Origin of the sequence: Bradyrhizobium liaoningense (genome assembly GCF_018130955.1) — a bacterium.
GTDB lineage: Bacteria > Pseudomonadota > Alphaproteobacteria > Rhizobiales > Xanthobacteraceae > Bradyrhizobium > Bradyrhizobium liaoningense_C.
Window position 1 is genome coordinate 35,430 of the sequence record NZ_JAFCJM010000040.1, and the last position, 22,946, is coordinate 58,375.

Below are 22,946 nucleotides of genomic sequence, written 5' to 3' on the forward strand. Positions count from 1 at the left end.
AACGGGGACATCGCTCGTCGAGCAGACTCCTCCAGCCGCATCTTCCGCCTCACGCGCGGTCTCCATGCGCTCCTCTGCGACCAGGATAACGCACCGTTAGAACCTTCCGAGCGCATATGTCGGAACAACTGGAGATTACGATGTCATTCGTCTTCGCGTTGGCCTTCTGCGCGGCTACTTTGGTCGAAGCCACGGAGATGCAGTTGGGATCCCTTTCATCTCGCCCCACGGCTTAGGGGCAAGCCTCATGAGCTGGTTGTTTATCGTCGCATATTTTGCAGTCATGATTTGGTTCGCGAGAAGCGCTCGCGAACGGGCAGATGAATACGCCGCAGCAGGCCTGTTGCGCTCGCCATTGTATTGGATCACGAGCCTTCTCGCCGTCACCCTTCTGGGCCTCGCGATGTACATGGCTCACATCCATCAGCAAGGTCCGATCCCGACTTTGCTCTTGCTCCTGGCCTGGGTGCTTTTCGTGGTCGTTCTGCTCCTGCGTCGCGCTCTAAAGTGGCGTTATCCCATCTGACACGGGCAGAAGAGCTGCTTCGAGATCGACTTCGATAAATGCGTTGATAGCAATGACGCGCGTCGTTCGGAGAGGTTCGATGCATGCCGGCTACGGCGACATCCGTAGCCGTGTTCAGGAAGAGCCCATCATTCTTCGGGGAATAGCAGGGACTCGTAGTCCCTGGCGCCGTGCAGAATGTGGATGACCTCGATCGTATCCGCACCGACACGATAGAAAATCAGATACTGGCCGAAGGGACGCCGGCGAATCCCGAAACGCTCGTAGCGTGGCACAAGGGGATAGGCACGCGGCGCGTCCGGCAACGATTCGCACCTCGTCCGGAGTTCGCGGACCAGCCTGAGCGCACTGCCGGGACTCTGCGCGGCGACATATGTCGCGATCTGCTCGAGATCGGCCTCGGCCGCGGCGGTGATGGTGACGTTCACTAGCGGTCCGTCTTGGCAGCCAGTTCCGCTTCCAGCCGGTCAAACACGTCTGCGCTCGGCTTTACCCGGCCGGCCTCCGCGTCAGCCAGTCCGCGCGCGATTGATGCGTCGAGGGCTGCCAGTCTCGCTTCGCGCTCCTGGATCAGGCGCACGCCTTCGCGGAGCACCTCGCTCTTGGAGTGGTAGCGGCCCGACGCCACGAGCTTGGCCACGAAGCTTTCAAGGACCTCTCCCAAATCTGCGCTCACCGCCATGCGATCTCTCCCACGCATTCCAATAACTGTTATTGATTAGCAAGGTTCCTACGTTAATTCAATGGGTTGTCGCAGGGTTGACCCGCGGCTGGCTGTGGGTCGACCCGGTTTTCAGGGCCGGATTAAGCCGTCCTTAGCGATTGGAAATTACGGTTTTCCCGTGGATTTCCCTGCTCCCCGGCGGCCCAGCCGGCAATCTCTCGGCAGTCAGAGCGTCGTCGCAATGGAGCAGCCTCTCCGGCAGCATTTTGATCAGTCTGAGCCGGCGCCGTCCCCGGTGGTGGCCGGGCGCGTGCTGGTTATCGATCTCCAGGGCGCGCTGCTGCGCTCGGACCTCGGGCTCGAGGCGCTGTTCTCTGATCCCGGCAAGACCCTTCGGCATCTTCGCGATATCAGGTCCTGGCGCATGAGCGAGCTGTCGCAGCTCGTCGCCGATGCCGAGGTCGACTATGCCAGCCTGCCTTACGATCAGGATGTGCTGAATCAGGCGCTCGCGGCGCGGGCGCGGGGCGAGAAGATCTATCTCGTCGCCGATAGTATCGCCGATCATGCCGCAGGCATCGCATCGCATCTCGGTTTCGACGGCGTCGTCGCGCCGGCGGATCTGGTCGCGGGTGCCTTGCCTTTTGCGCCCGACTCCATCGCACGCATCAGCAGCCAAAACGGCAGAAGCCGTGCCAGCCTGAAGACCTGGGCGAATGCGCTGCGCGTCTATCAATACGCCAAGAACACGCTGGTCTTCGTGCCTGCGGTGACTGCGCATCAGATGAGCCTTTCGGCGCTCGGCTACGCCCTTTTGGCGTTCCTGGCGTTCTCGGCCTGCGCGTCCGGCGCCTATCTGATGAACGATCTCTTGGACCTCGCGGCCGATCGCCAGCATCCGACCAAGCGTCACCGCGCGCTCGCCGCCGGGACCTTGCCGATCGCCCATGCGCTGATCGCCATTCCCGCGCTGTGGCTGTTCGCGGTCGCCGCGAGCCTCTGCATCTCCGGCCTCTTCGTCGCGGTGCTCGGCGCCTATCTTGCGACCACCATCGCCTATTCGCTGGTGCTCAAGCGCAAGATGCTGGTCGACGTCGTGACGCTGGCGGGCCTATACAGCCTGCGCATCATTGCCGGCGCCGTCGCCGTCGGCGTGGTGCTGTCCGAATGGCTGCTGATGTTCTCGCTGTTCGTGTTCACCTCGCTCGCGCTGATCAAGCGTTTTAGCGAACTCAGCATGCGCCAGGGCGCCGGGCTGGCCGATCCCGCCAATCGCGACTACCGGATCTCCGACCTCAGCGTCATCGCGGCGATGGCGGCGGCGAGCGGCATGAATGCGGTGATCGTGTTCTCGCTCTATGTGTCGTCCTCGACGGTCGCAACGCTGTACAGCCGTCCGTGGATGCTGTGGCTGCTCAACCCGCTCTTGCTCTACTGGTTCGGCCGCGCGCTGATGATGGCGCATCGCCGCGAGATGCCCGACGATCCCATTCTCTACACGTTCAGGGACGGCGCCAGCCGGATCACCGTTGCGGCGATGATCTGCATCATGCTGGCGGCGATCTGATGTCGCTGGTGCATCCGAGTCCGGCTCTCGGCGAGCGCAAGGGCGCGCTCGCGCCGTCCTCCGCTGCCACCGAGACGCTGGTGATCGCAATCGTCGTCGCCGCGCTGTCAATGCTGCGCACCGGCTATATCTTCGGCATCGAGAACAATCTGTTCCATCTGCCGATCGTCGCGGGCCTGCCCGCCGAGCCGCAATACCAGGGCGACGCGTTCATGCAGTCGCTGCGCTTCTTTGCGTCGGGCATCTGGGTGCTGCTCGACAACACGCAAAGATATGTCGGCAATACCGATCTCCTGTTCCTCGTCCTCGACTATCTGTCGCGGCTGCTCACCTTCGTCGGCTTCCTCGCCTGCGCCTCGCTGCTCGGCGTCATCAGCCGGCGCGACAAGATCGTCTTCAGCCTGATCTTCTGTTCGGTCGGCTTCCTCGACGGCTACACCCATGCCGGCACCGGCGGTCTGTTCGTCAACTACTTCACCCATTCGGAGATCGCCAACGGCACGGCGCTTTTCGCGATCTATTTTGTGGCCAGGGGACGGTTCACGGCGGCAGCCTTCACGCTGGGTGTCACCTTCTTCGTCAATGCCTTCGTCGCGGTCTGGATCGCGCCGCTGCTCGTCGTCATCGCGATCAGCCTCTTGCTCAGGGGCGAGACGAGCTTTGCCGCGATCTGTTCGCGCACGCTGCTCGGTCTCGCAATCTCCGCGCCGATCGTCTACCCGGCGCTGCACGCGATCCTTGCCAATCCGGAATTCGGCAAGCCGCTCGCGTTCGATTATCCCGCATATCTGCACGAATATTTTGCCGGCCATTCCGTGATCGACGCGATCGCGCTCAAGAACATTGTCGGCGCGCTGGCCGTGGCCGTGCTCGGCGCCGTCGCGTTCCGGGGGTTCGGCGCTGACGCGCGCGAGCTGCGATGGGCTTATTTCGCCGCGCTGGCGGTCTATCTGGTCGGGTTCGCCGCGCCCTATCTGTCCGCCTCGCCCTTTGTTCTCAATCTTCAGCTCCTGCGCGCCGGCACGATCTTCTATCTGCTTGCCGGCCTTGCGGTTGCGGCACTGGCGACCAACTGGCTGCGCGATGACCGCGCGGCGTTGTTCCTGCCGGGCGCGTTCGTCGTGCTGGCGCTCGGCATCCAGGGGACGGTGCTGCTGTTTGCCGTCCCGATCATCCTGCTGCTGCAATATCGGCGGCCCGCGCAAACTGCTGTCCCGGACTCGCATCGTTCGATCGGCTACGCTGCGCTGGCAGGCAGTGCCCTGCTGCTCTGGCCGCTCTCGACCTGGGAAAATTTCAGGATCAACCGCCTCTACACCGAGGCCGTTGCCGAATGGACCGATGTCGGCAACTGGGCGCGCGGTGCGACGCCGCTGGACGCGACCTTCATCGTTCCGCCAAAGCCCGCGGAGGGCGCGGCCGTCGAGCCGATCGTCATCGCGCTGTCGCGCGGCGCGGTGTTCGAATTCGTCTCGCATCGCCGCGTCTGGGTCGATTACAAGCGTGGCGCGGCGGCGATGTGGACGCCGTCCTACTATCCCGTCTGGCACATCAGGATGACCGATCTCGCCGCACTCGACTCGCATGCGGCACGGGTCGCCTATGCCGCGCGCAACGGTATCGGCTATATCGTCTCGCTTTGCGAGACGTTGCCCGCGCAGGGCGACGTGGTGTTCCGGACCCCGCATTTGTGCGTATCCGCCGTCAAACAGCAGACCGCAGCGTTCTAGACGGCCCCCAGCCGCTTGCGCGGCCCGCAGCCAGCGGATACATCGCGGGCCGGCTCTCGCCAGTTCCCGCCCCCGGCAGTAACTTGGGCCGGGCACCTATTCGATTGAGGTTTCAAACGCCATGACCGTACGCCTGCATCGCGGCGATCTGCCGGACCTGTCCCGCTATACCGCTTCGGTTGCGATCGACACTGAGACCATGGGGCTCAATCCGCATCGCGACCGTCTCTGCGTGGTGCAGCTCTCGCCCGGCGACGGCAGCGCCGACGTGGTGCAGATCCCGAAGGGCCATACCGACGCACCGAATTTGAAGGCGCTGCTCGGCAATCCCGCCATCACAAAGATCTTCCATTTCGCGCGCTTCGACGTCGCGGTGCTCTACAACACCTTTGGCGTCATGCCGCAGCCGGTCTACTGCACAAAAATCGCCTCGCGCCTGACCAGAACCTATACCGACCGCCACGGCCTCAAGGACCTCGTGCGCGAGGTGCTCAACGTCGATCTCTCCAAGCAGCAGCAGTCGAGCGACTGGGGCTCTGACAGCCTGACCGAGCCGCAACTCGCCTACGCCGCCTCCGACGTCCTGCACCTGCATGCCTTGCGCGAGCGGCTGGATGCCATGCTGGCGCGGGAGGGGCGCACCCAGCTCGCCCAGGCCTGTTTCGACTTCCTGCCGACCCGGGCCAAGCTCGACCTCGGCGGCTGGGAGGCCGAGGACATTTTTGCGCATTCCTGAGGCGCTCCGTCACGCCGGGGGAGGGCGCCACCGCCCCGTTTCCGACACAGTCGTGACGACCTGTCGCAGGCTGCATATTCCGGCGGCGCCGGGTACAATCGTGCGTCCTGTTTTGAAAAGGCTTGCTTGTAACAAGGCTTGCGGCGACCCGGAGCGACGGTGAACTCGGCTCACAATCCCACCATGGATGCGGCCCTCGCGGCACGCTTCGCCAGCGCGGCGCGCCATAGCCGCCTGGTGCGGATTCTGCGCATCGCGGTACCAGTCACGGTGATTGTCGCCATGGCCTCGATCGTCGCCATTTCGACCTTCCTCAACCCCTTCAGCATCAAGCTGCCCGGCGGTGATGTCGGAAACCTGGTGGTGTCGGGCACCAAGATCACCATGGAAACGCCGCACCTGTCCGGTTACACGCCGGACCAGCGGCCCTATGAGCTCTGGGCCAAGACGGCGATGCAGGACATCACCGATCCCGATCATGTCGAGCTCTCGGCGCTGCGGTCAAAACTGTTGATGGAAGATGGATCGACCCTGCTGCTCGATGCCCGCACCGGAATCTTCGACAACAAGCAGCAGCAGCTCGACCTGCGCAAGGACATCTTCCTGCGCACCTCGACCGGCTATGAGGCGCGGCTGAGCCAGGCTTTTGTCGACATGGCCAAGGGTACGGTGACCTCTGATGAACATGTCGATGTCAAATTGACCAACGGCACGCTGACCGCGGATCGGCTGCGCATCACCGACGGCGGCGAGGTGATCCGGTTCGAAGGCCACGTCGTAATGTATCTGGACAAGCTGGGCGATCCTCCCGCTGCCCAGCCAGCCCCAGAGCCTGCACCGCCCGCGAAGACGCGCTCGATTCAAAACAAGTCGACCAATTCAAGATGACCCTTATGGCGAAGCACTTTTTGCGCAACGGCTCCAGGCGGAGCGTTGCACTCGGCGCCGGCGCGCTCACGACCGTTCTCGCGCTGATCGCGGCGGCCCATGCGCAGAGCACCATGCAGGGCGTGCCCAACGCGATGCAGGGCTTTTCGCAAAACCGCGATCAGCCGATCCAGATCGAGGCCGCTTCGCTCGAGATGCGCGACAAGAAGAAGGAGGCGACCTTCGCCGGCAATGTGAAGGTCGTGCAGGGCGACACCACCATGACGTCGAAGTCGCTCGTCGTGTTCTACGAGGGCGGCGGTGGCGGCCAGGCGGCACCGGCGCCCCAGCCCGCGAAGGGCGCCAAGGCCGGAGCAATGCAGTCGGCGACGCCGGGGCCGGGCGGCAGCTCCTCGATCAAGCGGCTGGAGGCGCGCGGCAATGTCGTGGTCACGCAGAAGGACCAGGTGGTCACCGGCGAGACCGCGATCTTCGACACCAAGACCAATCTGATCACGATGGTCGGCGGCGTCGTTCTGACGCAGTGCAAGAACGTGCTGCGTGGCGACCGGCTGCTGGTCGACATGACGACCGGCGTGTCCCGGGTCGAATCCGACAGCGGCAAGGTGCAGGGCCTGTTCATCCAGCAGGGCGATTGCGGCCCCGGCAAGCCGGGCGGCGGGCCTCCATTGCCGGGCTCTGGGCCAACTAAACAGAAGTAATTTCAATCACTTGATGTCTTTGTTGGGCGGGCGAGGTTGAAGCGCGCCCGACAAGACTGTATCTACCCGGACGGGCTTGGGAGCGGGATTCAGCCGCTTAAGATCAGGGTGTTTCTCTGGGCAGGAAACATCCTTTCACTCATGCTGTGTCGAATCACGTCGATGCGGCCGGTTGCGGGCGTCCGTGACGCGGGATCAGCGTGAAAAGGCTAAAGTAGGCGGGATGGTCGATTTACTCAGCATGTTCCGTCGGCGCCCCGCCAAACGCGGATTTGGCCGCCTGCGCGAGGACATCACCGCGCTCGGCGACACCGTTGGCAGCCTGTTGACCAGCCCCTTGCGGGATTCTCCGCCGGTTGCGCGCGAGCAGCCGATCCAGTCGCCCGATCAGTTCCGGGACGAGCCGCAACCGCAAAACCCTCATCCTCTTCGGGGCAGCGCCCTGACGGCAGCAAAGACCAACGGGTCAGGCGGGCCACAGCTCCTGCGGCGGCCCGGCTTCCTGGCTGTGCATAGCGTGGAAAAGAGCTTTGGCAGCCGCCAGGTGGTGCGCGGCGTCAGCATCTATGTGCGCCGTGGCGAGGCCGTCGGCCTCCTGGGCCCGAACGGCGCCGGCAAGACCACCGTGTTCTACATGATCACCGGGCTGATCAAGGCCGATCGCGGCGCGATCGAGCTCGACGGCCACGACGTCACAAAACTGCCGATGTATCAGCGCGCGCGGCTCGGCATCGGCTATCTGCCGCAGGAAGCCTCGATCTTCCGCGGGTTGACCGTGGAGCAGAACATCCGCGCCGTGCTCGAAGTGGTCGAGCCGTCGCGCAAGAAGCGCGAGCAGCAGCTCGACTCGCTGCTCGACGAATTCAACATCACGCGCCTCAGAAAATCGCCCTCGATCGCGCTGTCCGGCGGCGAGCGGCGCCGCGTCGAAATCGCGCGCGCGCTCGCGACGCGTCCGAACTACATGCTGCTCGACGAGCCCTTCGCCGGCATCGATCCGATCGCGGTCGGTGACATTCAGGACCTCGTGCGTCACCTCACCAATCGCGGCATCGGCGTGCTCATCACCGACCACAATGTGCGCGAGACGCTCGGCCTCACCGACCGTGCCTATATCGTCTATGCCGGGGAAATCTTGACCGAGGGCAGTCCGGATGAGATCGTCAACGACCCGGACGTTCGCCGCCTTTACCTTGGCGAGGAGTTCCGCCTCTAGCCCGTTTTTTGCGTTCGTCAAGACGTGTACATCGGGCTTGGACTAGGATAAGCAAAAATCGGACCAATTTTTGGGAACGGTTCTTGCTTCGATGGCTCTCACGCAGAGACTAGAGTTCCGGCAATCGCAGTCGCTGGTCATGACGCCGCAGCTGATGCAGGCGATCAAGCTGCTGCAATTGTCCAATCTCGACCTCTCGGCGTTCGTCGAGGAGGAGCTGGAGCGCAATCCCCTGCTGGAGCGGGCCAGCGACGAGCCGCCCTCTGGCGAAGCCCCGGCCGAAACAGCCCAGTTCAGCGATTCCGACGATGCCGGCGGCGGTCATGGCGACGAGGCGGCCGGCGGGTCCGGCGACGCTTTCGAGCCCGGCCAGGAAGAATGGATGAGCAAGGACCTCGGCACCCGTGCCGAGATCGAGCAGACCCTGGACACGGGCCTGGACAACGTCTTCTCAGAGGAGCCGGCCGAGGCGGCCGCCCGCAACGCGCAGGACGCGGCGCCGACCACCTATACCGAGTGGGGCGGCGGCGCCTCCGGTGAGGAAGACTACAATCTGGAAGCTTTTGTCGCGGCCGAGACAACGCTGGCCGACCACCTTGCCGAGCAGCTTTCGGTGGCCTTCACGGGCCCCGCCCAGCGCATGATCGGTCAGTACCTGATCGACCTCGTCGACGAAGCCGGCTATCTGCCGCCGGATCTCGGTCAGGCCGCCGAGCGGCTGGGCGCGTCGCAAGCGGAGGTCGAGGACGTTCTCGCGGTGCTGCAGAAATTCGATCCGCCCGGCGTCTGCGCGCGCAATTTGAGCGAATGCCTGGCGATCCAGCTTCGCGAGCTCGACCGCTACGATCCCGCGATGCAGGCGCTCGTCGAGCATCTCGATCTCCTGGCCAAGCGCGACATCGCGAGCCTGCGCAAGCTCTGCGGCGTCGACGACGAGGACATCGCCGACATGATCGGCGAGATCCGCCGCCTCAATCCCAAACCCGGCATGAAGTTCGGCTCGGCGCGCCTGCAGACCATGGTGCCCGACGTCTACGTTCGTCCCGGTCCGGACGGCGGCTGGCATGTCGAGCTCAACAGCGACACCTTGCCGCGCGTGCTGGTCAACCAGACCTATTATTCCGAACTGTCGAAGAAGATCGGCAAGGACGGCGACAAGTCGTACTTCACCGACGCGCTGCAGAACGCCACGTGGCTGGTGCGCGCGCTCGACCAGCGCGCCCGCACCATCCTCAAGGTCGCAACCGAGATCGTGCGCCAGCAGGACGGCTTCTTCACGCACGGCGTCGCGCATCTGCGTCCGCTCAATCTGAAGGCCGTGGCCGACGCCATCCAGATGCACGAATCGACGGTGTCGCGCGTCACCGCCAATAAATATATGGCGACGAATCGCGGCACCTTTGAATTGAAATATTTCTTCACCGCGTCGATCGCATCGGCCGACGGCGGCGAAGCCCATTCCGCGGAAGCGGTCCGTCACCACATCAAGCAGTTGATCGATTCGGAGGAGCCGACGGCGATCCTGTCGGACGACACGATCGTGGAACGGTTGCGCGCCTCGGGCATTGATATCGCCCGCCGCACGGTTGCGAAGTACCGCGAAGCCATGCGTATCCCATCCTCGGTGCAACGCCGCCGCGACAAGCAGAGCGCTCTTGGTAACGTCCTCTCCACCGCAATGTCGGATCGCTCCCGCAACCCCGAGCCGGCCTGATTGCGCCGGCCTTAAATCGCGCTACTCTCGATCTCGCTGTCAGTTCGACCCACCCACCAGGCGAGGTACCAAATGACTCTCCGTATCTCGGGCAAAAGCATCAGTGTCGGCGACGCCCTGCGCGGGCGCGTCAATGACCGCACCGAAGAAGTGCTGCGCAAATATTTCGACGGCAACTATTCCGGTCACATCACCCTGAGCAAGGACGGCGTCGGCTTTCGTACCGATTGTGCGCTGCATCTGGATTCGGGGATCACGCTGGAAGCCGATTCGATCGCCCAGGACGCTTATGCCAGCGCCGACCAGGCCCTGCTGATGATCGAGAAGCGCCTGCGCCGCTACAAGAGCCGGCTCAAGGATCGCTCCGCCCGCAAGGCCCACGCCGCGTCCGAGGCGCTCGCTGCGATGGATGCGACGAGCTACGTGCTGGAGGCCCCAAGCGAGGGCGAGGACGAAGTCACCGGCTACAGCCCCGTCATCATCGCAGAGGCGACCACCTCGCTGAGGCGGCTCTCGGTCAGCGAAGCCGTCATGGAACTCGATCTCAGCGGCGCCCCGTGCCTGGTGTTTCAGCACGGCTCGAGCGGCCGGGTGAACATCATCTATCGCCGGGCGGACGGCAATGTCGGCTGGGTCGATCCGCCGGGGGCCAAGTCCGGGGGGTAGGTCGTAGTTCCCTGGGCCGGCGGCCGGCTCCCAGGGAGTGCCGGAGCTATCCCGTAAGACCCCTGTCTTTAAGGATGAGCGCGGTAAAAGACGCTTGCGGGAGTTGGCACCGGGATTGCGTTGGAGTAGAAGCGCCCCACATCAGGACCGGGGCTAAGTCCGCCTCCTGCTTCACCTTATTGACGCCGGCCCAATTTGGTCCGCCAGATTGGCCAATTCGGAACCTGACGGTTTAATTCACCTCGGAAAGCCCCATGCCGATTACCGATCTGGTCGCACCCGAGGCGATTCTCCCGGCATTGAAAGTCAACAGCAAGAAGCAGGCTTTGCAGGAACTCGCTGCGAAGGCCGCCGAGCTCTCAGGACAGAACGAGCGCGCGGTTTTCGAAGTGCTGCTGCAGCGTGAGAAGCTCGGCACCACCGCGGTCGGCTACGGCGTCGCCATCCCGCACGGCAAGCTGCCCAAGCTAGAGAAGATCTTTGGCCTGTTCGCGCGGCTCGATCGTCCGATCGATTTCGAGTCGATGGACGGCCAGCCGGTCGATCTCGTCTTCCTGCTGCTGGCGCCGGAAGGCGCGGGCGCCGATCACCTCAAGGCCCTGGCGCGCATCGCCCGCCTGCTCCGCGACCAGGACATCGCCAAGAAGCTGCGCGCCTCGCGCGATGCACAGGCGATCTACTCCGTGCTGGCGCTGCCGCCGGCGACTGCGGCGTAAAGTTACAGTCCCACATATTGCGAAGTTCGTGCCTTTGAGACGCTGAAGTTTCCGCGTCGTCATGGCCGGGCTTGACCCGGCCATCCACGCCTTACATCGCGTGCGCGAAGAACGTGGATGCCCGGGACATAGGCGAGCGGAAGCGACGCCGTCCTTCGGACGGCTATGCCCGGGCATGACCGCGAGTTTGTGGATACTCAAAACGAAAACTGGCATGCCCTTACGCGAGGCACGTCCGCAAAATTCTGCCGCTCGTGCGCTTCAGCACACCGTCGGCAGCAGGCGCCGGACTTCGTCGAGCAGATCGGGGATCGCCGTCTTGTCACCCGCGAGGTGCCTGAGCAGCGCGCTCTGGAACAGGCCGTCGAACAGCGCATAGAGCGCGGCTGAAGACGACGCCGGCCGCTTGCCGCCGAGTTCGGCATAGCGGGAGGCGATGCGCCAGATCATCGCCTCCAGGCTCTTGTCAATCTCGAGCACGTCCTTGCGAAATGCCGCCTCGAACATCGCCTGCGAGCGCAAATCGTACCAAAGCCGGTGCATGCGGGCTTCGTTCCGCAGCGTTGCCGCAAGCTTGCCGAGGAAACCCTCCGTCAATTCGTCGCGGTTCTTTGCGGTCGCGACGACTTCGTCATATCGCGTCACGCACTTCGCCTTGTAGTGGCGGACGCAGCAGCAGATCAGGTCGAGCTTGTCGCTGAAATAGTAATGGAACACGCCGTGCGTGAACGCCGAGTTCTGCGCGATCTCGCGCAGGCTGGTGCGTGCGAAGCCGAGCTCGCCGAGCGTCTCGAGCGCGGCCTCGGCAAGCTCGATGCGTCGCGCGTTGAACTTCTCGTCGCGCAGCGCCTCGGCCGCGTCTGCCACACGCCGGGCCGCCCCCGTCACCTGCCGCGCCATGTCGTTCCTTCCTCAGTCCCGTTCTTTCAATGACTTATACCGCGTCATCAGCGGAATAGCTCCACCCCTCACAACCACTTCCTTTGACAACTGTCAAATTCGTTCTTGACAAGTGTCAAGATTCTGGCGGAGGTTCGCACCAAGAATTTGGACAGTCGTCAAGACGTCCGACTATGGAGGAACGCTTCGCTGGGTGCGGCTGAAAGGCCTGCGCCCATCGATCTGGCGCGCGCCGATCGGCGCGGCACGAACCAATCACCAGCAACGGAGGAGTGCGTCATGAGTGGGAAGAGCCTTGCAGGCAGGAAAGCCCTGGTCACCGGCGGTGCCCGCGGGATCGGCGCGGCCATCGCGCAGGCGCTGGCGCGGGCCGGCGCCTCGATCATGATCGCCGACATCCTGGAGGACACCGGCCGCGCCAGCGCAGCCGCCATCGCGAAGGAAGGTGTCGCGACCGGCTTCGTCCAGCTCGACGTCACCAATGACGACCAATGGGAGCGGGCGGTTGCTGCGACGGTCGAAACCCTCGGCGGCTACGACATCCTGATCAACAATGCCGGCATCGAGATCACGTCGCTGATATCAGAGGTCAAGGCCGAGGACGCGCGGCGGATGTGCGACGTCAACATCGTCGGCACGGTGCTCGGCATGAAGCACGCCTTCCGTGCCATGCGCCCGGGTGGGCCGGCGGGCAAGGGCGGCGCCGTCGTCAACATCGCTTCCGTCGCGGCGACGATCGCCTTCCCGAGCATCGCGGTCTATTCGGGCACGAAATCCGCGGTCGACCGCATGACGCGGGTCGGGGCGATGGAAGCCGGCAAGCTCGGCTTCGGCGTGCGCGTCAACTGCATCTATCCGGGCCTGATACCGACCGACATGGGCATGCAGCTCGCCAATGACATCGTCAAGGTCGGGCTCGCGCCCGACGTCAATGCCGCGGTCGGCTCGGTGGTCGAGCAAACCCCGCTCGGCCGTCTCGCCGAGGTCACCGACATCGGCGATGCCGCGGTGTTCCTCTGCTCGAACGAGGCGCGCTTCATCACCGGCATCGGACTGCCGGTCGATGGCGGCATGGGTATGTAGCAACGGGGCCGACAACAAACATTTTGGAGGATCGCAATGAGCGAGAAGAAGCCCGTCATCGTCTATGGCGCCTCCGGCTACACCGGCCGGCTGGTCTGCGAATACTTGCGCGAGTACAACATCCCCTTCATCGCCGCCGGCCGCAGCGCTGAGAAGCTCAACGCCGCGATGAAGGCGAACGTCGCCGGCATCGAGACCGCCGACTACGAGGTGGTGGAAGTGCCGCACACCGTGAGCGCCTTGACGGAGTTGTTCAACGGCGCCTCGGTGGTACTCAACACGGTAGGCCCCTTCGCAAAATTCGGCGGCGAGGTGGTGCGGGCCTGCCTGGCTGCCAAGTGCCACTACACCGACACGACAGGCGAGCAGGACTGGCTGATCACGCTCGAGCAGGAGTGGGGCGCGAAGTTCGCCAATGCCGGCCTGCTGCTGGCGCCGGGCATCGCGCAGATGTACACCACCGGCGAGATCGCCGCGCAGCTGTGCCTGGAGACGCCCGGCCTCGACACGCTTGATATCGCCGTGTTCTGGGGCGGCAGCCCGACCATCGCCTCGACGCAGACCATCCTGGTCAACGCCGCGATGGCGAAGGCCTACTATCTGGAGCAGAACAAGTATGTCGAGCATCAGCCCGATGCCGGCCTCTACAACCTCGCCATTCCCGGCCAGCACGAACTGGCGCTGGCGCTGCCCTGGGGCGGCACCTCGCACCCGGTGTGGTTCAAGCGCGATCCGCGCGTGGCCAACGTGAAGGTGCTGGGCGGCGTGTTCAACCGCGCGCTGATGCTGGGCGTGCCGCAGATCGTCGCCGCCGCGCTGGAGGCGACCAAGGACATGAAGCCTGACGACCGCTACGCCGCGTTGGCGCAGACCGCTGCCGGCGTGATGAACACCATGCCACCGCGCGAGAGCCCGCGCGTCAACAAGTCGATGGATTCGGTGCATGCCTCCGGCCCGCTGGGGCGCGCGCACTGCGTCATCAACGGCAACAGCAACTACAAGCAGACCGGCATGTTGCAGGCCTATGCCGCTGCGCACCTGCTGCAGCAGCCGCCAAAGCGCGTGGGCTTCGCCTCCGGCTGCCAGGCATTCGGCCATCACGAGCTGCTCGGGCAATTGCGCAGTTTTGGGCTGGTCAGCAAGCCGATCCTCACCGTACACGACTGACGAAAATCGCGGGTGGCGCGGTCGCGCGCCACCCGCCAGCTGCTTTGAGGGATTGATCATGCGCTTCATCGATTACCTCGACAAAGGTGCCTCGCTCGGCCCCGACGCGCCGTGCCTCACCATGGATGGACGCGACCTCAGCTATGGCGAGGTGCAGCGGCTTAGCTATCGCATCGCGCGCGGGCTCGATCGATCGGGCATCGCACCCGGCGAAAAGGTCGCGATCCTGTCCGGCAACGATCCGCTCGCTTTCGCCTGTGTGTTCGGCATCTCGCGCGCGGCTGCCGTGTGGTGCCCGATCAATCCGCGCAACGAGGCGACGGAGAACAAGTTCATCCTCGATCAGTTCGATTGCAGCCTGCTGCTGTTTCATTCGAGTTTTGCGCCGATGATCGAAGCGGTGAGGCAGGATCTGCCGAAGCTGCGCGCGCTGGTCTGCCTCGATGCCGAGCTGCCCTTCGCGCTATCGTTCGACAGTTGGCTCGCCGGCCTCGCCAACGATCCCTACCAGCGCGCGACGGTCGACGACCTCGCGATGATCCCGGGCACCGGCGGGACCACCGGCAAGCCCAAGGGCGTCATGTTGTCGGGCCGCAACATCGAGGCCATGACGGCACTGACGCTCATGGGGTACCCGTTCAAGGGCCGCCCGGTCTACCTCGCACTGGCGCCCCTGACGCACGCCGCCGGCGTGCTGTGTTTCCCGATCATGACGCTCGGCGGCCGCATCGTGATCATGCATCACCCCGACATCGGTGAATTCCTCGATCTGATCGAGCGTTTTGGCGTCACGCACACCTTCCTGCCGCCGACCGTGATCTACATGCTGCTCGATCATCCCCGACTCGATTCCGCGAAGCTCGGGTCGTTGCAATGCTTCTGGTACGGCGCGGCGCCGATCTCGGCCGCGCGGCTTGCGGAGGCGCTGCAGCGGATCGGGCCGATGGCGCAGTTGTTCGGCCAGACCGAAGCGCCGATGATGATCTCGATGATGGCGCCCGACGAGCATTACAATGCCGACGGCACCATCGCGACGCAGCGCCTATCTTCGGCCGGGCGGATCAGCCCGCTGGTGCAGGCCGGCATCATGGAAGACGATGGCAATCTGCTGCCGCTAGGTGCGCGCGGCGAGATCGTCGTGCGCGGCTCGCTGGTGATGCAGGGCTACTACAAAAATCCCGAGGCTACGGCGGAAGCCTCGGTGCATGGCTGGCACCACACCGGCGACATCGGCTACATCGACGAAGACGGCTACCTCTATATCGTCGATCGCGCCAAGGACATGATCATCACCGGCGGCTTCAACGTCTACTCGATCGAGGTCGAGAACGCGCTGCGGGCTCATGAGGCGGTGCAGGATTGCGCGGTGATCGGGCTGGCGGACGAGAAATGGGGCGAGCGGATCGTCGCCGTGGTACAGCCCCGCGCCGGCCAGAGCGTCGATGCGACAGCGCTGGCGGCCTTCGTCAAAGCGCGAATCGGCAGCGTCAAGACACCGAAGCAGATCGAAGTCTGGGACGACCTGCCGCGCTCCAAGGTCGGCAAGGTGCTGAAGCCGGACATCCGCGCGCGGCTGGCGGATCGTTCGGGCAACTAGAGCGGGATGAGAGAGGTGGAACTGGTGCGGCATCGGGAATTCACCTCTCCCCGCTGGGGAGAGGTGAACCGAGCCCGCGGCAACCGATTCGGCCAAACGCCCTCACCGTGAGGGGGCTCGTCGCTTGACGGGAGCCAAGAAAATGAAAACGGGCACGCCTTCGTGCGAAGGCATGCCCGCTAAAATTCTGTCGGTCGCGCGCGAAGCGCGCGTCGCGCGTCAGTGCACGCTCACCGCCTGCAGCTCGTTGCTCCAGGCATTCGCGATCGCGGCTTCGCGGCTGTCGGTCAGCATGATCGGCGTGCCGTCGGCGGCGTGGAGCGCGAAGAGTTTGAGGCCCGGCGCAATCTTGGGCGCTTGCGGAAACAGGTCCGGCACGTCTTCGGAGCGGATCTGCTTCACATAGGCGATATGACCTTCGCCGAGGGTCGCCAGCGTCTCCGCTGACAGGTTCTTGGCTTCGTAATCGAACGCAACAATACCGTCACTCATGGTCTCGACTCCTTCAGGAGACTAAGCGGTCGAGTCCGCTACTCGTTCCTATTATTCGTGCTCATTGATAGCGATTGTCTTAACGATCCGCTCCGGCTCCGGCCGGGCCAGATCGACCGACAACAACCCGTTCTTCAGATCCGCACCCAGCACCAGCATCCCCTCAGCCAGCACGAAGGTGCGCTGGAAGTGGCGCGCGGCAATGCCGCGATGGATGTATTGCCGGGACTTGTCGTCCTGCTGACGCCCGCGGATCACGAGCTGGTTTTCCTCAATGGTTACATCGAGTTGGTCGCGGGTGAAGCCGGCGACCGCCAGCGTGATGCGCAACCGTTCGGGCGCACCGTCCGATCCGCTACACCTCTCGATATTGTAGGGAGGGTAACCGTCGGCGCCTTTGACGACGCGATCGAGCACGCGCTCAATCTCGTCGAAGCCCAGAAGGAACGGACTGGATAACGTGGGAACACGAGACATAGTTTACAAAGTCCTCTCGAAGCGACTTTGACGTTTCAGGGCCCGGATTGGCGCCCCTTGGTCAGTAATATGGGCATATCCCCGTGCAGGTTCAAGCACCTAGCGGGGACCCATGCACACCGTCATTCCGGGGCTCGCGCCAGCGCGAACCCGGAATCTCGCGCAACAACCTCTGGATTGCGGGTTCGTCCTTCGGACGCTCCGGAATGACTGCCGAGGCCCGCGCCGGCTACTTTGCATGGGGTTGTTTTCGATGTTTTGGCCGGCCGGCCCAAAAGCCCGCCTCAGGCCTCGATTCGGGTCCTGCCGTCGGCGCTGAACAGGTGCAGCTTCTGGCGGATGGCGGCGACGCGGATCTTCTGGCCGATCGGGGGCGCCTCGGCGCCGGGGATGCGGACGATGATCTCACCGGGCGGCAGCTCGCCGGGCGTGGCGGCGATGCGCTCCTCGTCATGCCCCCGAGCGCCATAGACGAAGGTTTCGGCGCCGACGCGCTCGATCGCCTCCACGGTGAGCGGCAGCGCGACGCCGCCTGAAGGCGTCTGGTCGGTGATGACGAAATCTTCGGGACGGATGCCGAGGATGCCGGCCGAGGCGCCGCTGCCATTGGCGCCGAGCTGCGCCTTGATCTCGTCGGGACGCGTCGACATCAGATTCATCGGCGGCGCGCCGATGAAGGAGGCGACGAAGGTGGTGGCCGGCTTCTCGTAGATGTCGAGGGGATTGCCGACCTGCTCGACCTGGCCGCCATTCATCACGACAAGAATGTCGGCGAGCGTCATCGCCTCGAGCTGGTCGTGGGTGACGTAGATCGACGTCGTGTTGAGGCGGCGCTGCAATTTGCGGATCTCGACCCGCATCGCGATGCGCAGTTTTGCATCGAGGTTGGACAGCGGCTCGTCGAACAGAAACACTTTTGGCTGGCGCACGATGGCGCGGCCCATCGCGACGCGCTGGCGCTGGCCGCCGGAGAGCTGGCGCGGCTTGCGCTCCAGCATCGGCGCAAGCTCGAGGATGCGCGCGGCTTCCTCGACCCGGGTCTTGATCTCGGCTTCCGGCATGCCGCGGTTGCGCAGGCCGTAGGCCATGTTGTTGTAGACGCTCATATGCGGATAGAGCGCGTAATTCTGGAACACCATCGCGATGTCGCGATCGGCGGGCTCGATCTGGTTGACGACGCGGCCGCCGATATCGATGTCGCCGCCGGTGACGGTTTCGAGCCCCGCCACCATCCGCAGCAGCGTGGACTTGCCGCAGCCGGAAGGGCCGACCAGCACGCAAAACTGGCCGTCGCCGACATCGACGTTGACGCCCTTGATGGCCTCGAAGCCGCCGGGATAGGTTTTTCGGACGTTGCGCAGGGTGACGTTGGCCATAACTCTCTACTTCTCCGTCTCGACCAGGCCGCGCACGAACAATTTCTGCATCGCGATGACGACGAACACCGGCGGCAGCATCGCGAGCACGGCGGTCGCCATCACGACGGGCCATTCCGTCAACGCGTCGGTGGTGGTGATCATCTTGCGGATGCCGATCTGGATGGTCTGCATGTCATCGCGGGTGGTGATCAGCAGCGGCCAGAGATACTGATTCCAGCCGAGGATGAAGAGGATCACGAACAGCGCGGCCATGTTGGTGCGCGACAGCGGCAAGAGCGTATCCCAGAAGAAGCGGAACGGGCCCGCGCCGTCGATGCGCGAGGCTTCCAGCAGTTCGTCCGGCACGGTCATGAAGAACTGCCGGAACAAAAGCGTCGCGGTGGCCGACGCGATCAGCGGCAGCGACAGGCCCGCATAGCTGTCGAGCATGTGCAGGTCTGCGACGATCTTGTAGGTCGGATAGATGCGCACCTCGACCGGCAGCATCAGCGTGATGAAGATGATCCAGAAGATTGGCATTCGGAACGGAAAGCGAAAATACACGATCGCATAGGCCGAGATGATCGAGATCGCGATTTTGCCGAGCGCGATCATCAGCGCCATGATCAGCGAATTGAGCATCATGTTGCCGACCGGCTCGCGGGTCGTGCCGCTCGTGCCGACGAAGATGGTCTGGTAGTAGGTCTTGAGGAATTCGCCGCCCGGCAACAGCGACATCTGCCCGTTGGCGATGACGGCGTTGTCCTGGGTGGAAGCGACGATCGCGAGATAGACCGGGAAGGCGACGATCGCGATTCCGATCCACAGGATGACGTGGGCGACGTAACGCCGGATGCCCTCTTGCTCGACCATCAGTAGGTCACCTTGCGTTCGACGAAGCGGAACTGGATTCCGGTCAGCACGATGACCATGATCATCAGGATCACCGATTGCGCCGCGGAGCTGCCGAGATTTCCGCCGAGCAGGCCGTCGGTATAGACCTTGTAGACCAGCGTTTCCGTCGACTTGCCCGGACCGCCGCGGGTCATCGTGTCGATGATGCCGAAGGTGTCGAAGAAGGCGTAGACGATGTTGACGACCAGCAGGAAGAAGATCGTCGGCGACAGCAGCGGGAAGGTCACGGTCCAGAAGCGGCGCATCGGGCGGGCGCCGTCGATCGCGGCAGCCTCGAGCACGCTCTTGGGGATGCTCTGGAGACCCGCGAGGAAGAACAGGAAGTTGTAGGAGATCTGCTTCCAGGCCGCGGAGAGGATGATCAGGAGCGCCGCCTGGTTACCGTCGAGCAGCGGATTCCAGTCGATGCCCATGCCGCGCAGATAGCGCGAGAGCACGCCGAGCGAGGGATGCAGCATGAAGATCCAGAGCACGCCGACCACCGGCGGGGCGACCGCATAGGGCCAGATCAGCAGCGTGCGATAGACCGTGCCGCCGCGCAGCGGCTTGTCCGCCATCACAGCGAGCAGCAGCGCCAGCGACAGCGACGACAAGGCGATCGCGAACGAGAAGGCAAAGGTCCGGACGATCGCCTCGAAATAGGCGGGCTCCTTGAACAGCTCCACATAGTTCTCGAACCAGACGAAGCTGGTCGAGAGACCGAAGGCGTCCTGCAGCAGGAACGATTGGATGACCGCTTGCAGGGCTGGCCAGTAGAAGAAAATCAGGACGATCGCGAGTTGCGGTGCAACCAGCGCGTAGGGCAACAGTTTTGATTGGAAAATGGATTGCTTTTGCATGATGCCCGGTCAAGCGGCAGGCCGCAGCATGCGGCCTGCCAATTCGTTGCCTCAAGCCATCATGTCAGCGGACGGCGGTTTTTTCAAACTGCCGCAGCATGGTGTTGCCGCGCTCGACGGCGGCATCGATCGCCTGCTTGGCGGTCTTCTTGCCGGCGAGCGCCTGCTCGATCTCTTCCGCCCAGACGTCGCGGAGCTGGACCATGTTGCCGAGCCGGAGACCGCGCGAATTCGCGGTCGGCTCCTTGTTGGTGAGCTCGAGCAGCGGCGTTTCGAGATAGGGCTGGTCTTTGTAGAAGCCCTCGGCCTTGGCCTTCTCGTAGGCCGCCTTGGTGATCGGCAGGTAGCCCGAGGCCTTGTGGATATAGACCTGACGGTCGGTGTCAGAGAGGAAGGTCAGGAATTTCGCGACGCCCTTGTATTCGTCGGCCGATTTGCCGCCCATGACCCAGAGCGAAGCGCCGCCGATGATCGAGTTCTGCGGTGCGCCCTTGACGTCAGGATAATAGGGCATCGGCACGGCGGTGAAGTTGAACTTGGCCTGCGCCTTGACGTTGCCGAAGAACGCCGACGACGTCAGGTAGATCGGGCATTCACCCGAGGTGAAGCGGCCCTCGCCGGTGTTGGTGCGGCCGGCATAATCGTAGGTCTTGTCCTTCTGCAGCTCGACCAGGTTTTCGAGATGCTTGACCTGAAGCGGGCTGTTGAACTCGAGCACGGTGTCAAAGCCGTCGAGGCCATTGGCCTTGGACGACAGCGGCACGTTGTGCCAGGCGGAGAGCTGCTCGAGATTGACCCAGGTGACCCAGGAGTTGGAGAAGCCGCAGGTGGCGTGGCCGGCAGCCTTCAGCTTCTTGGCCGCGTCGAATACTTCCGGCCAGGTCTTCGGAATCTCGACGTTCGCCTTCTTCAGCTCGTCGAGATTGATCCACATCACCGTGGAGGACGAGTTGAAGGGGAAGGAGAGCATCTCGCCCTTCGTCGTCGAATAGTAGCCGGTGATCGCGGGCAGGTAGGCTTTTGGATCGAACTTTTCGCCGGTCTCTGCCATCAGCTTGTAGACGGGCTTAACGGCGCCGGTCGCGGCCATCATGGTCGCGGTGCCGACTTCGAACACCTGCATGATGTGCGGCGCGTTGCCGGCACGGAACGCGGCGATGCCGGCATTCATCGTGTCGGCGTAATTGCCCTTGTAGGTGGGAACGACCTTGAAGTCGGTCTGCGCGGCGTTGAAATCGCTGGCGAGCTTGACGATCACGTCGTTGTTCGCGCCGGTCATCGCGTGCCACCACTGAATCTCGGTCACGGCCAGCGCCGGCGAGGCGCCAAAACCGATCGAGACTGCGAGAGCGGCAGCCGCACCAATATGTCGAAGAGCCATCAAGAAAACCTCCCTTGGGCCGTCAAAAATGTGCGCTTGCGCTAGCAGCGCCATATGACGTTCACATGACTGTGTAAGCGGCCGAAACGAAAGCGGCAAGCGCTGGGAAAGGGAAGCCGGAAAATAGGCGAAGACGCCGCAGGACACGGCGCGTCGTTCGCGGTGCACATGCGCGCCCGCGCCGCAGTGCGGCATCGATTGACAGAAGGGGTAACGATAAGGCCGCGGCTTCGAAAACCTCTCCCGCCTGCGGGAGAGGTCGGCGCGCCGCGCCGGGTGAGGGCTCTATCCTCTTGGGGAGTCTCACTGCGGAGACACCCTCTCCCCAGCCCTCTCCCGCAAGCGGGAGAGGGAGCGCACTGCCGTTACGGCGCGTGATCGCCCTTTACTTGATACTTCTTGGCCTCAGCGCTTGCGGTCGGGACCGCAGACCACGCCCTTGGCCACCAATGCGTCGATCTCGGCCTTGGCGTAGCCGAACTCGCCGAGCACCTCGGCGGAGTGCTGGCTGAACTTTGGCGGTACTCGGCGCAGACTCGGCTTTGAGCGTTCGAGCCGGATCGGCGAGGCCACGCCCTTGTACCAATCCTTCTCGATGACGTCGCCGCGGTGGATGGTGTGCGGGTTCGTCAACGCCTGATCGATCTTCTGCACGGGTCCGGCTGGCAGGCCGGCGGCGAGCAGGCGATTGCAGAGCGGTTCGGCCTCGTGCTGGCTGAACACGGCCGCGAGTTCCGCACGCAGCGCCTCGCGGTTGGCGATGCGGTCCTTGTTGCGGGCAAAGCGCGGATCGGTGCCGAGCTCGGGCTTGCCGATCTCCCTGGCGAGCTTGCGGAAGGTGCCGTCATTGCCGACGCCGATGAAGATGTTGTCGGTCTTGGTCGGGAAGATCGCGTAGGGCACGAGATTGGGATGCTCGTTGCCGGTCAGGCCCGGCGGCTTGCCGTGCATGAAATAGTTCGCGGTGTGCGGATGCATGATCGCGAGACCGGTCTCGTACAGCGTCGTCTCGAGGAACTGGCCCTGGCCCGAACGCTGCCGTTCCGACAGCGCCATCAGGATGCCGATCGCCGCATAGAGCCCGGTGGTGATGTCGACCAGCGGCACGCCGATGCGCATCGGGCCGCTCTCGGGCGATCCGGTCGCCGCGATCATGCCGGTCATCGCCTGGATGATCGCATCGTAACCGGGATTGCCGCCGCGGGGCCCGTCGGCACCAAAGCCGCAGATCCGGCAATGCACGAGGCGGGGAAACTTTTGCCGCAGCACGTCGCTGCCGATGCCCCATTTTTCCAGCGTGCCCGGCTTGAAATTCTCGATCAGGACGTCGGCCGTCTCCAGCATCTTGAGCAGCACGACGCGGCCGCCTTCGGAGGCGAGGTCAAGCCCGATCGAGCGCTTGTTGCGGTTGATGCCGACGAAATAGGCCGCGTCCTCGTCGTGGAAGGGAGGGCCCCAGTCGCGCACCTCGTCGCCTGCGGGCGGCTCGACCTTGATCACATCGGCGCCGTGGTCGGCGAGGATCTGCGTGCAATAGGGGCCGCCGAGCACACGCGTGAGATCGATGACGCGCAGTCCGCTCATCGCACCCATAGCGGCTTCAGAACTCATGG

General features: G+C 63.9%; 23 protein-coding genes. 13 read left to right on the forward strand and 10 right to left on the reverse strand.

Translation table 11 applies throughout. The annotated features are described in order from the left end of the window. Positions 1–247 precede the first annotated feature (247 nt). Positions 248–526: a hypothetical protein gene (locus tag JQ632_RS27015; RefSeq protein WP_212405679.1), complete on the forward strand. Its 279-nt coding sequence runs from the start codon at positions 248–250 to the stop codon at positions 524–526. 128 nt (positions 527–654) lie between these two features. Here the strand turns inward: JQ632_RS27015 and JQ632_RS27020 are convergent, their stop codons facing one another. After that, complete coding sequence (locus JQ632_RS27020) at positions 655–954, reverse strand: type II toxin-antitoxin system RelE/ParE family toxin (RefSeq protein ID WP_212405680.1); 300 nt, start codon at positions 952–954, stop codon at positions 655–657. Continuing rightward, a complete protein-coding gene (locus JQ632_RS27025; protein ID WP_212405681.1) occupies positions 954–1,208 on the reverse strand; it encodes a type II toxin-antitoxin system ParD family antitoxin in 255 nt (84 codons plus the stop codon). Before JQ632_RS27025 ends, JQ632_RS27020 begins: the two co-directional genes overlap by 1 nt. A gap of 292 nt (positions 1,209–1,500) precedes the next feature. Between JQ632_RS27025 and JQ632_RS27030 the strand changes: the two genes are divergently transcribed. The 9 genes from JQ632_RS27030 (at position 1,501) to ptsN (ending at position 11,124) form a co-directional block, all read left to right on the forward strand. After that, positions 1,501–2,757: a UbiA family prenyltransferase gene (locus JQ632_RS27030; RefSeq protein ID WP_312015667.1), complete on the forward strand. Its 1,257-nt coding sequence runs from the start codon at positions 1,501–1,503 to the stop codon at positions 2,755–2,757. Further along, positions 2,757–4,487, forward strand: coding sequence for a DUF6798 domain-containing protein (locus JQ632_RS27035; protein WP_212405683.1), 1,731 nt, complete (start codon positions 2,757–2,759; stop codon positions 4,485–4,487). Before JQ632_RS27030 ends, JQ632_RS27035 begins: the two co-directional genes overlap by 1 nt. 121 nt (positions 4,488–4,608) lie before the next feature. Then, on the forward strand, positions 4,609–5,223 hold the full coding sequence (locus JQ632_RS27040) for a ribonuclease D (protein WP_212405684.1): 615 nt from the start codon (positions 4,609–4,611) through the stop codon (positions 5,221–5,223). 159 nt (positions 5,224–5,382) lie between these two features. Beyond that, on the forward strand, positions 5,383–6,111 hold the full coding sequence (lptC, locus tag JQ632_RS27045) for an LPS export ABC transporter periplasmic protein LptC (RefSeq protein WP_212405685.1): 729 nt from the start codon (positions 5,383–5,385) through the stop codon (positions 6,109–6,111). A 5-nt stretch (positions 6,112–6,116) separates the two neighbouring features. After that, positions 6,117–6,812: an LptA/OstA family protein gene (locus JQ632_RS27050; protein WP_249152556.1), complete on the forward strand. Its 696-nt coding sequence runs from the start codon at positions 6,117–6,119 to the stop codon at positions 6,810–6,812. 223 nt (positions 6,813–7,035) lie between these two features. Then, the gene (gene lptB / locus JQ632_RS27055; protein ID WP_212405687.1) at positions 7,036–8,028 is read left to right on the forward strand and encodes an LPS export ABC transporter ATP-binding protein; all 993 of its coding nucleotides are present in this window, start codon (positions 7,036–7,038) and stop codon (positions 8,026–8,028) included. Between the two features lie 91 nt (positions 8,029–8,119). After that, positions 8,120–9,742, forward strand: a complete 1,623-nt coding sequence (rpoN, locus tag JQ632_RS27060; protein ID WP_212405688.1) for an RNA polymerase factor sigma-54 — start codon at positions 8,120–8,122, stop codon at positions 9,740–9,742. Between the two features lie 72 nt (positions 9,743–9,814). After that, positions 9,815–10,408, forward strand: coding sequence for a ribosome hibernation-promoting factor, HPF/YfiA family (hpf, locus tag JQ632_RS27065; RefSeq protein ID WP_212405689.1), 594 nt, complete (start codon positions 9,815–9,817; stop codon positions 10,406–10,408). Positions 10,409–10,662: 254 nt separating this feature from the next. Further along, positions 10,663–11,124 (forward strand): PTS IIA-like nitrogen regulatory protein PtsN, encoded by a 462-nt coding sequence (ptsN, locus tag JQ632_RS27070; RefSeq protein ID WP_212405690.1) that lies wholly within the window; start codon positions 10,663–10,665, stop codon positions 11,122–11,124. Between the two features lie 261 nt (positions 11,125–11,385). Here ptsN and JQ632_RS27075 read toward each other — a convergent pair whose 3' ends face one another. Continuing rightward, positions 11,386–12,024, reverse strand: a complete 639-nt coding sequence (locus tag JQ632_RS27075; RefSeq protein WP_212405691.1) for a TetR/AcrR family transcriptional regulator — start codon at positions 12,022–12,024, stop codon at positions 11,386–11,388. Between the two features lie 279 nt (positions 12,025–12,303). Between JQ632_RS27075 and JQ632_RS27080 the strand changes: the two genes are divergently transcribed. The 3 genes from JQ632_RS27080 to JQ632_RS27090 are packed head-to-tail and all read left to right on the forward strand — an operon-like array spanning position 12,304 to position 15,871. Next, on the forward strand, positions 12,304–13,107 hold the full coding sequence (locus tag JQ632_RS27080) for an SDR family NAD(P)-dependent oxidoreductase (RefSeq protein ID WP_212405692.1): 804 nt from the start codon (positions 12,304–12,306) through the stop codon (positions 13,105–13,107). A gap of 36 nt (positions 13,108–13,143) precedes the next feature. Next, positions 13,144–14,274 (forward strand): DUF5938 domain-containing protein, encoded by a 1,131-nt coding sequence (locus JQ632_RS27085; RefSeq protein ID WP_212405693.1) that lies wholly within the window; start codon positions 13,144–13,146, stop codon positions 14,272–14,274. A gap of 58 nt (positions 14,275–14,332) precedes the next feature. Continuing rightward, positions 14,333–15,871, forward strand: a complete 1,539-nt coding sequence (locus JQ632_RS27090) for a long-chain fatty acid--CoA ligase (RefSeq protein ID WP_212405694.1) — start codon at positions 14,333–14,335, stop codon at positions 15,869–15,871. A 219-nt stretch (positions 15,872–16,090) separates the two neighbouring features. Here JQ632_RS27090 and JQ632_RS27095 read toward each other — a convergent pair whose 3' ends face one another. The 7 genes from JQ632_RS27095 to JQ632_RS27125 all read right to left on the reverse strand — a co-directional run bounded on the left by JQ632_RS27095 (position 16,091) and on the right by JQ632_RS27125 (position 22,944). Then, a complete protein-coding gene (locus tag JQ632_RS27095; RefSeq protein WP_212405695.1) occupies positions 16,091–16,363 on the reverse strand; it encodes a DUF1150 domain-containing protein in 273 nt (90 codons plus the stop codon). Between the two features lie 51 nt (positions 16,364–16,414). Beyond that, positions 16,415–16,840, reverse strand: a complete 426-nt coding sequence (locus JQ632_RS27100; RefSeq protein WP_212405696.1) for an Hsp20 family protein — start codon at positions 16,838–16,840, stop codon at positions 16,415–16,417. Positions 16,841–17,124: 284 nt separating this feature from the next. Continuing rightward, positions 17,125–18,216 carry a sn-glycerol-3-phosphate import ATP-binding protein UgpC gene (locus JQ632_RS27105; protein ID WP_212405697.1) on the reverse strand — a complete coding sequence of 364 codons (1,092 nt, stop codon included), beginning with the start codon at positions 18,214–18,216 and terminating at the stop codon, positions 17,125–17,127. Positions 18,217–18,222: 6 nt separating this feature from the next. Continuing rightward, positions 18,223–19,071: a sn-glycerol-3-phosphate ABC transporter permease UgpE gene (ugpE, locus tag JQ632_RS27110; protein WP_212405698.1), complete on the reverse strand. Its 849-nt coding sequence runs from the start codon at positions 19,069–19,071 to the stop codon at positions 18,223–18,225. Further along, positions 19,071–19,952 (reverse strand): sn-glycerol-3-phosphate ABC transporter permease UgpA, encoded by an 882-nt coding sequence (gene ugpA, locus JQ632_RS27115; RefSeq protein WP_212405699.1) that lies wholly within the window; start codon positions 19,950–19,952, stop codon positions 19,071–19,073. The genes ugpE and ugpA overlap by 1 nt, the downstream gene beginning before the upstream one ends. Before the next feature lie 64 nt (positions 19,953–20,016). Continuing rightward, complete coding sequence (gene ugpB, locus JQ632_RS27120; protein WP_212405700.1) at positions 20,017–21,333, reverse strand: sn-glycerol-3-phosphate ABC transporter substrate-binding protein UgpB; 1,317 nt, start codon at positions 21,331–21,333, stop codon at positions 20,017–20,019. A gap of 405 nt (positions 21,334–21,738) precedes the next feature. Next, positions 21,739–22,944 carry a CaiB/BaiF CoA-transferase family protein gene (locus JQ632_RS27125; protein WP_249152557.1) on the reverse strand — a complete coding sequence of 402 codons (1,206 nt, stop codon included), beginning with the start codon at positions 22,942–22,944 and terminating at the stop codon, positions 21,739–21,741. Positions 22,945–22,946 lie beyond the last annotated feature (2 nt).

Bases quoted from the DNA above. Each gene is read 5' to 3' on its own strand.
- JQ632_RS27100 (WP_212405696.1), bottom strand. From the start codon at position 16,840: ATGTCTCGTGTTCCCACGTTATCCAGTCCGTTCCTTCTGGGCTTCGAC.
- JQ632_RS27015 (WP_212405679.1), top strand. From the start codon at position 248: ATGAGCTGGTTGTTTATCGTCGCATATTTTGCAGTCATGATTTGGTTC.
- JQ632_RS27105 (WP_212405697.1), bottom strand. From the start codon at position 18,216: ATGGCCAACGTCACCCTGCGCAACGTCCGAAAAACCTATCCCGGCGGC.
- JQ632_RS27085 (WP_212405693.1), top strand. From the start codon at position 13,144: ATGAGCGAGAAGAAGCCCGTCATCGTCTATGGCGCCTCCGGCTACACC.
- JQ632_RS27095 (WP_212405695.1), bottom strand. From the start codon at position 16,363: ATGAGTGACGGTATTGTTGCGTTCGATTACGAAGCCAAGAACCTGTCA.
- JQ632_RS27125 (WP_249152557.1), bottom strand. From the start codon at position 22,944: ATGAGTTCTGAAGCCGCTATGGGTGCGATGAGCGGACTGCGCGTCATC.
- JQ632_RS27050 (WP_249152556.1), top strand. From the start codon at position 6,117: ATGGCGAAGCACTTTTTGCGCAACGGCTCCAGGCGGAGCGTTGCACTC.
- JQ632_RS27080 (WP_212405692.1), top strand. From the start codon at position 12,304: ATGAGTGGGAAGAGCCTTGCAGGCAGGAAAGCCCTGGTCACCGGCGGT.
- ugpB (WP_212405700.1), bottom strand. From the start codon at position 21,333: ATGGCTCTTCGACATATTGGTGCGGCTGCCGCTCTCGCAGTCTCGATC.
- JQ632_RS27075 (WP_212405691.1), bottom strand. From the start codon at position 12,024: ATGGCGCGGCAGGTGACGGGGGCGGCCCGGCGTGTGGCAGACGCGGCC.
- JQ632_RS27040 (WP_212405684.1), top strand. From the start codon at position 4,609: ATGACCGTACGCCTGCATCGCGGCGATCTGCCGGACCTGTCCCGCTAT.
- ptsN (WP_212405690.1), top strand. From the start codon at position 10,663: ATGCCGATTACCGATCTGGTCGCACCCGAGGCGATTCTCCCGGCATTG.
- JQ632_RS27035 (WP_212405683.1), top strand. From the start codon at position 2,757: ATGTCGCTGGTGCATCCGAGTCCGGCTCTCGGCGAGCGCAAGGGCGCG.
- hpf (WP_212405689.1), top strand. From the start codon at position 9,815: ATGACTCTCCGTATCTCGGGCAAAAGCATCAGTGTCGGCGACGCCCTG.
- lptB (WP_212405687.1), top strand. From the start codon at position 7,036: ATGGTCGATTTACTCAGCATGTTCCGTCGGCGCCCCGCCAAACGCGGA.
- JQ632_RS27025 (WP_212405681.1), bottom strand. From the start codon at position 1,208: ATGGCGGTGAGCGCAGATTTGGGAGAGGTCCTTGAAAGCTTCGTGGCC.
- ugpE (WP_212405698.1), bottom strand. From the start codon at position 19,071: ATGGTCGAGCAAGAGGGCATCCGGCGTTACGTCGCCCACGTCATCCTG.
- JQ632_RS27090 (WP_212405694.1), top strand. From the start codon at position 14,333: ATGCGCTTCATCGATTACCTCGACAAAGGTGCCTCGCTCGGCCCCGAC.
- rpoN (WP_212405688.1), top strand. From the start codon at position 8,120: ATGGCTCTCACGCAGAGACTAGAGTTCCGGCAATCGCAGTCGCTGGTC.
- ugpA (WP_212405699.1), bottom strand. From the start codon at position 19,952: ATGCAAAAGCAATCCATTTTCCAATCAAAACTGTTGCCCTACGCGCTG.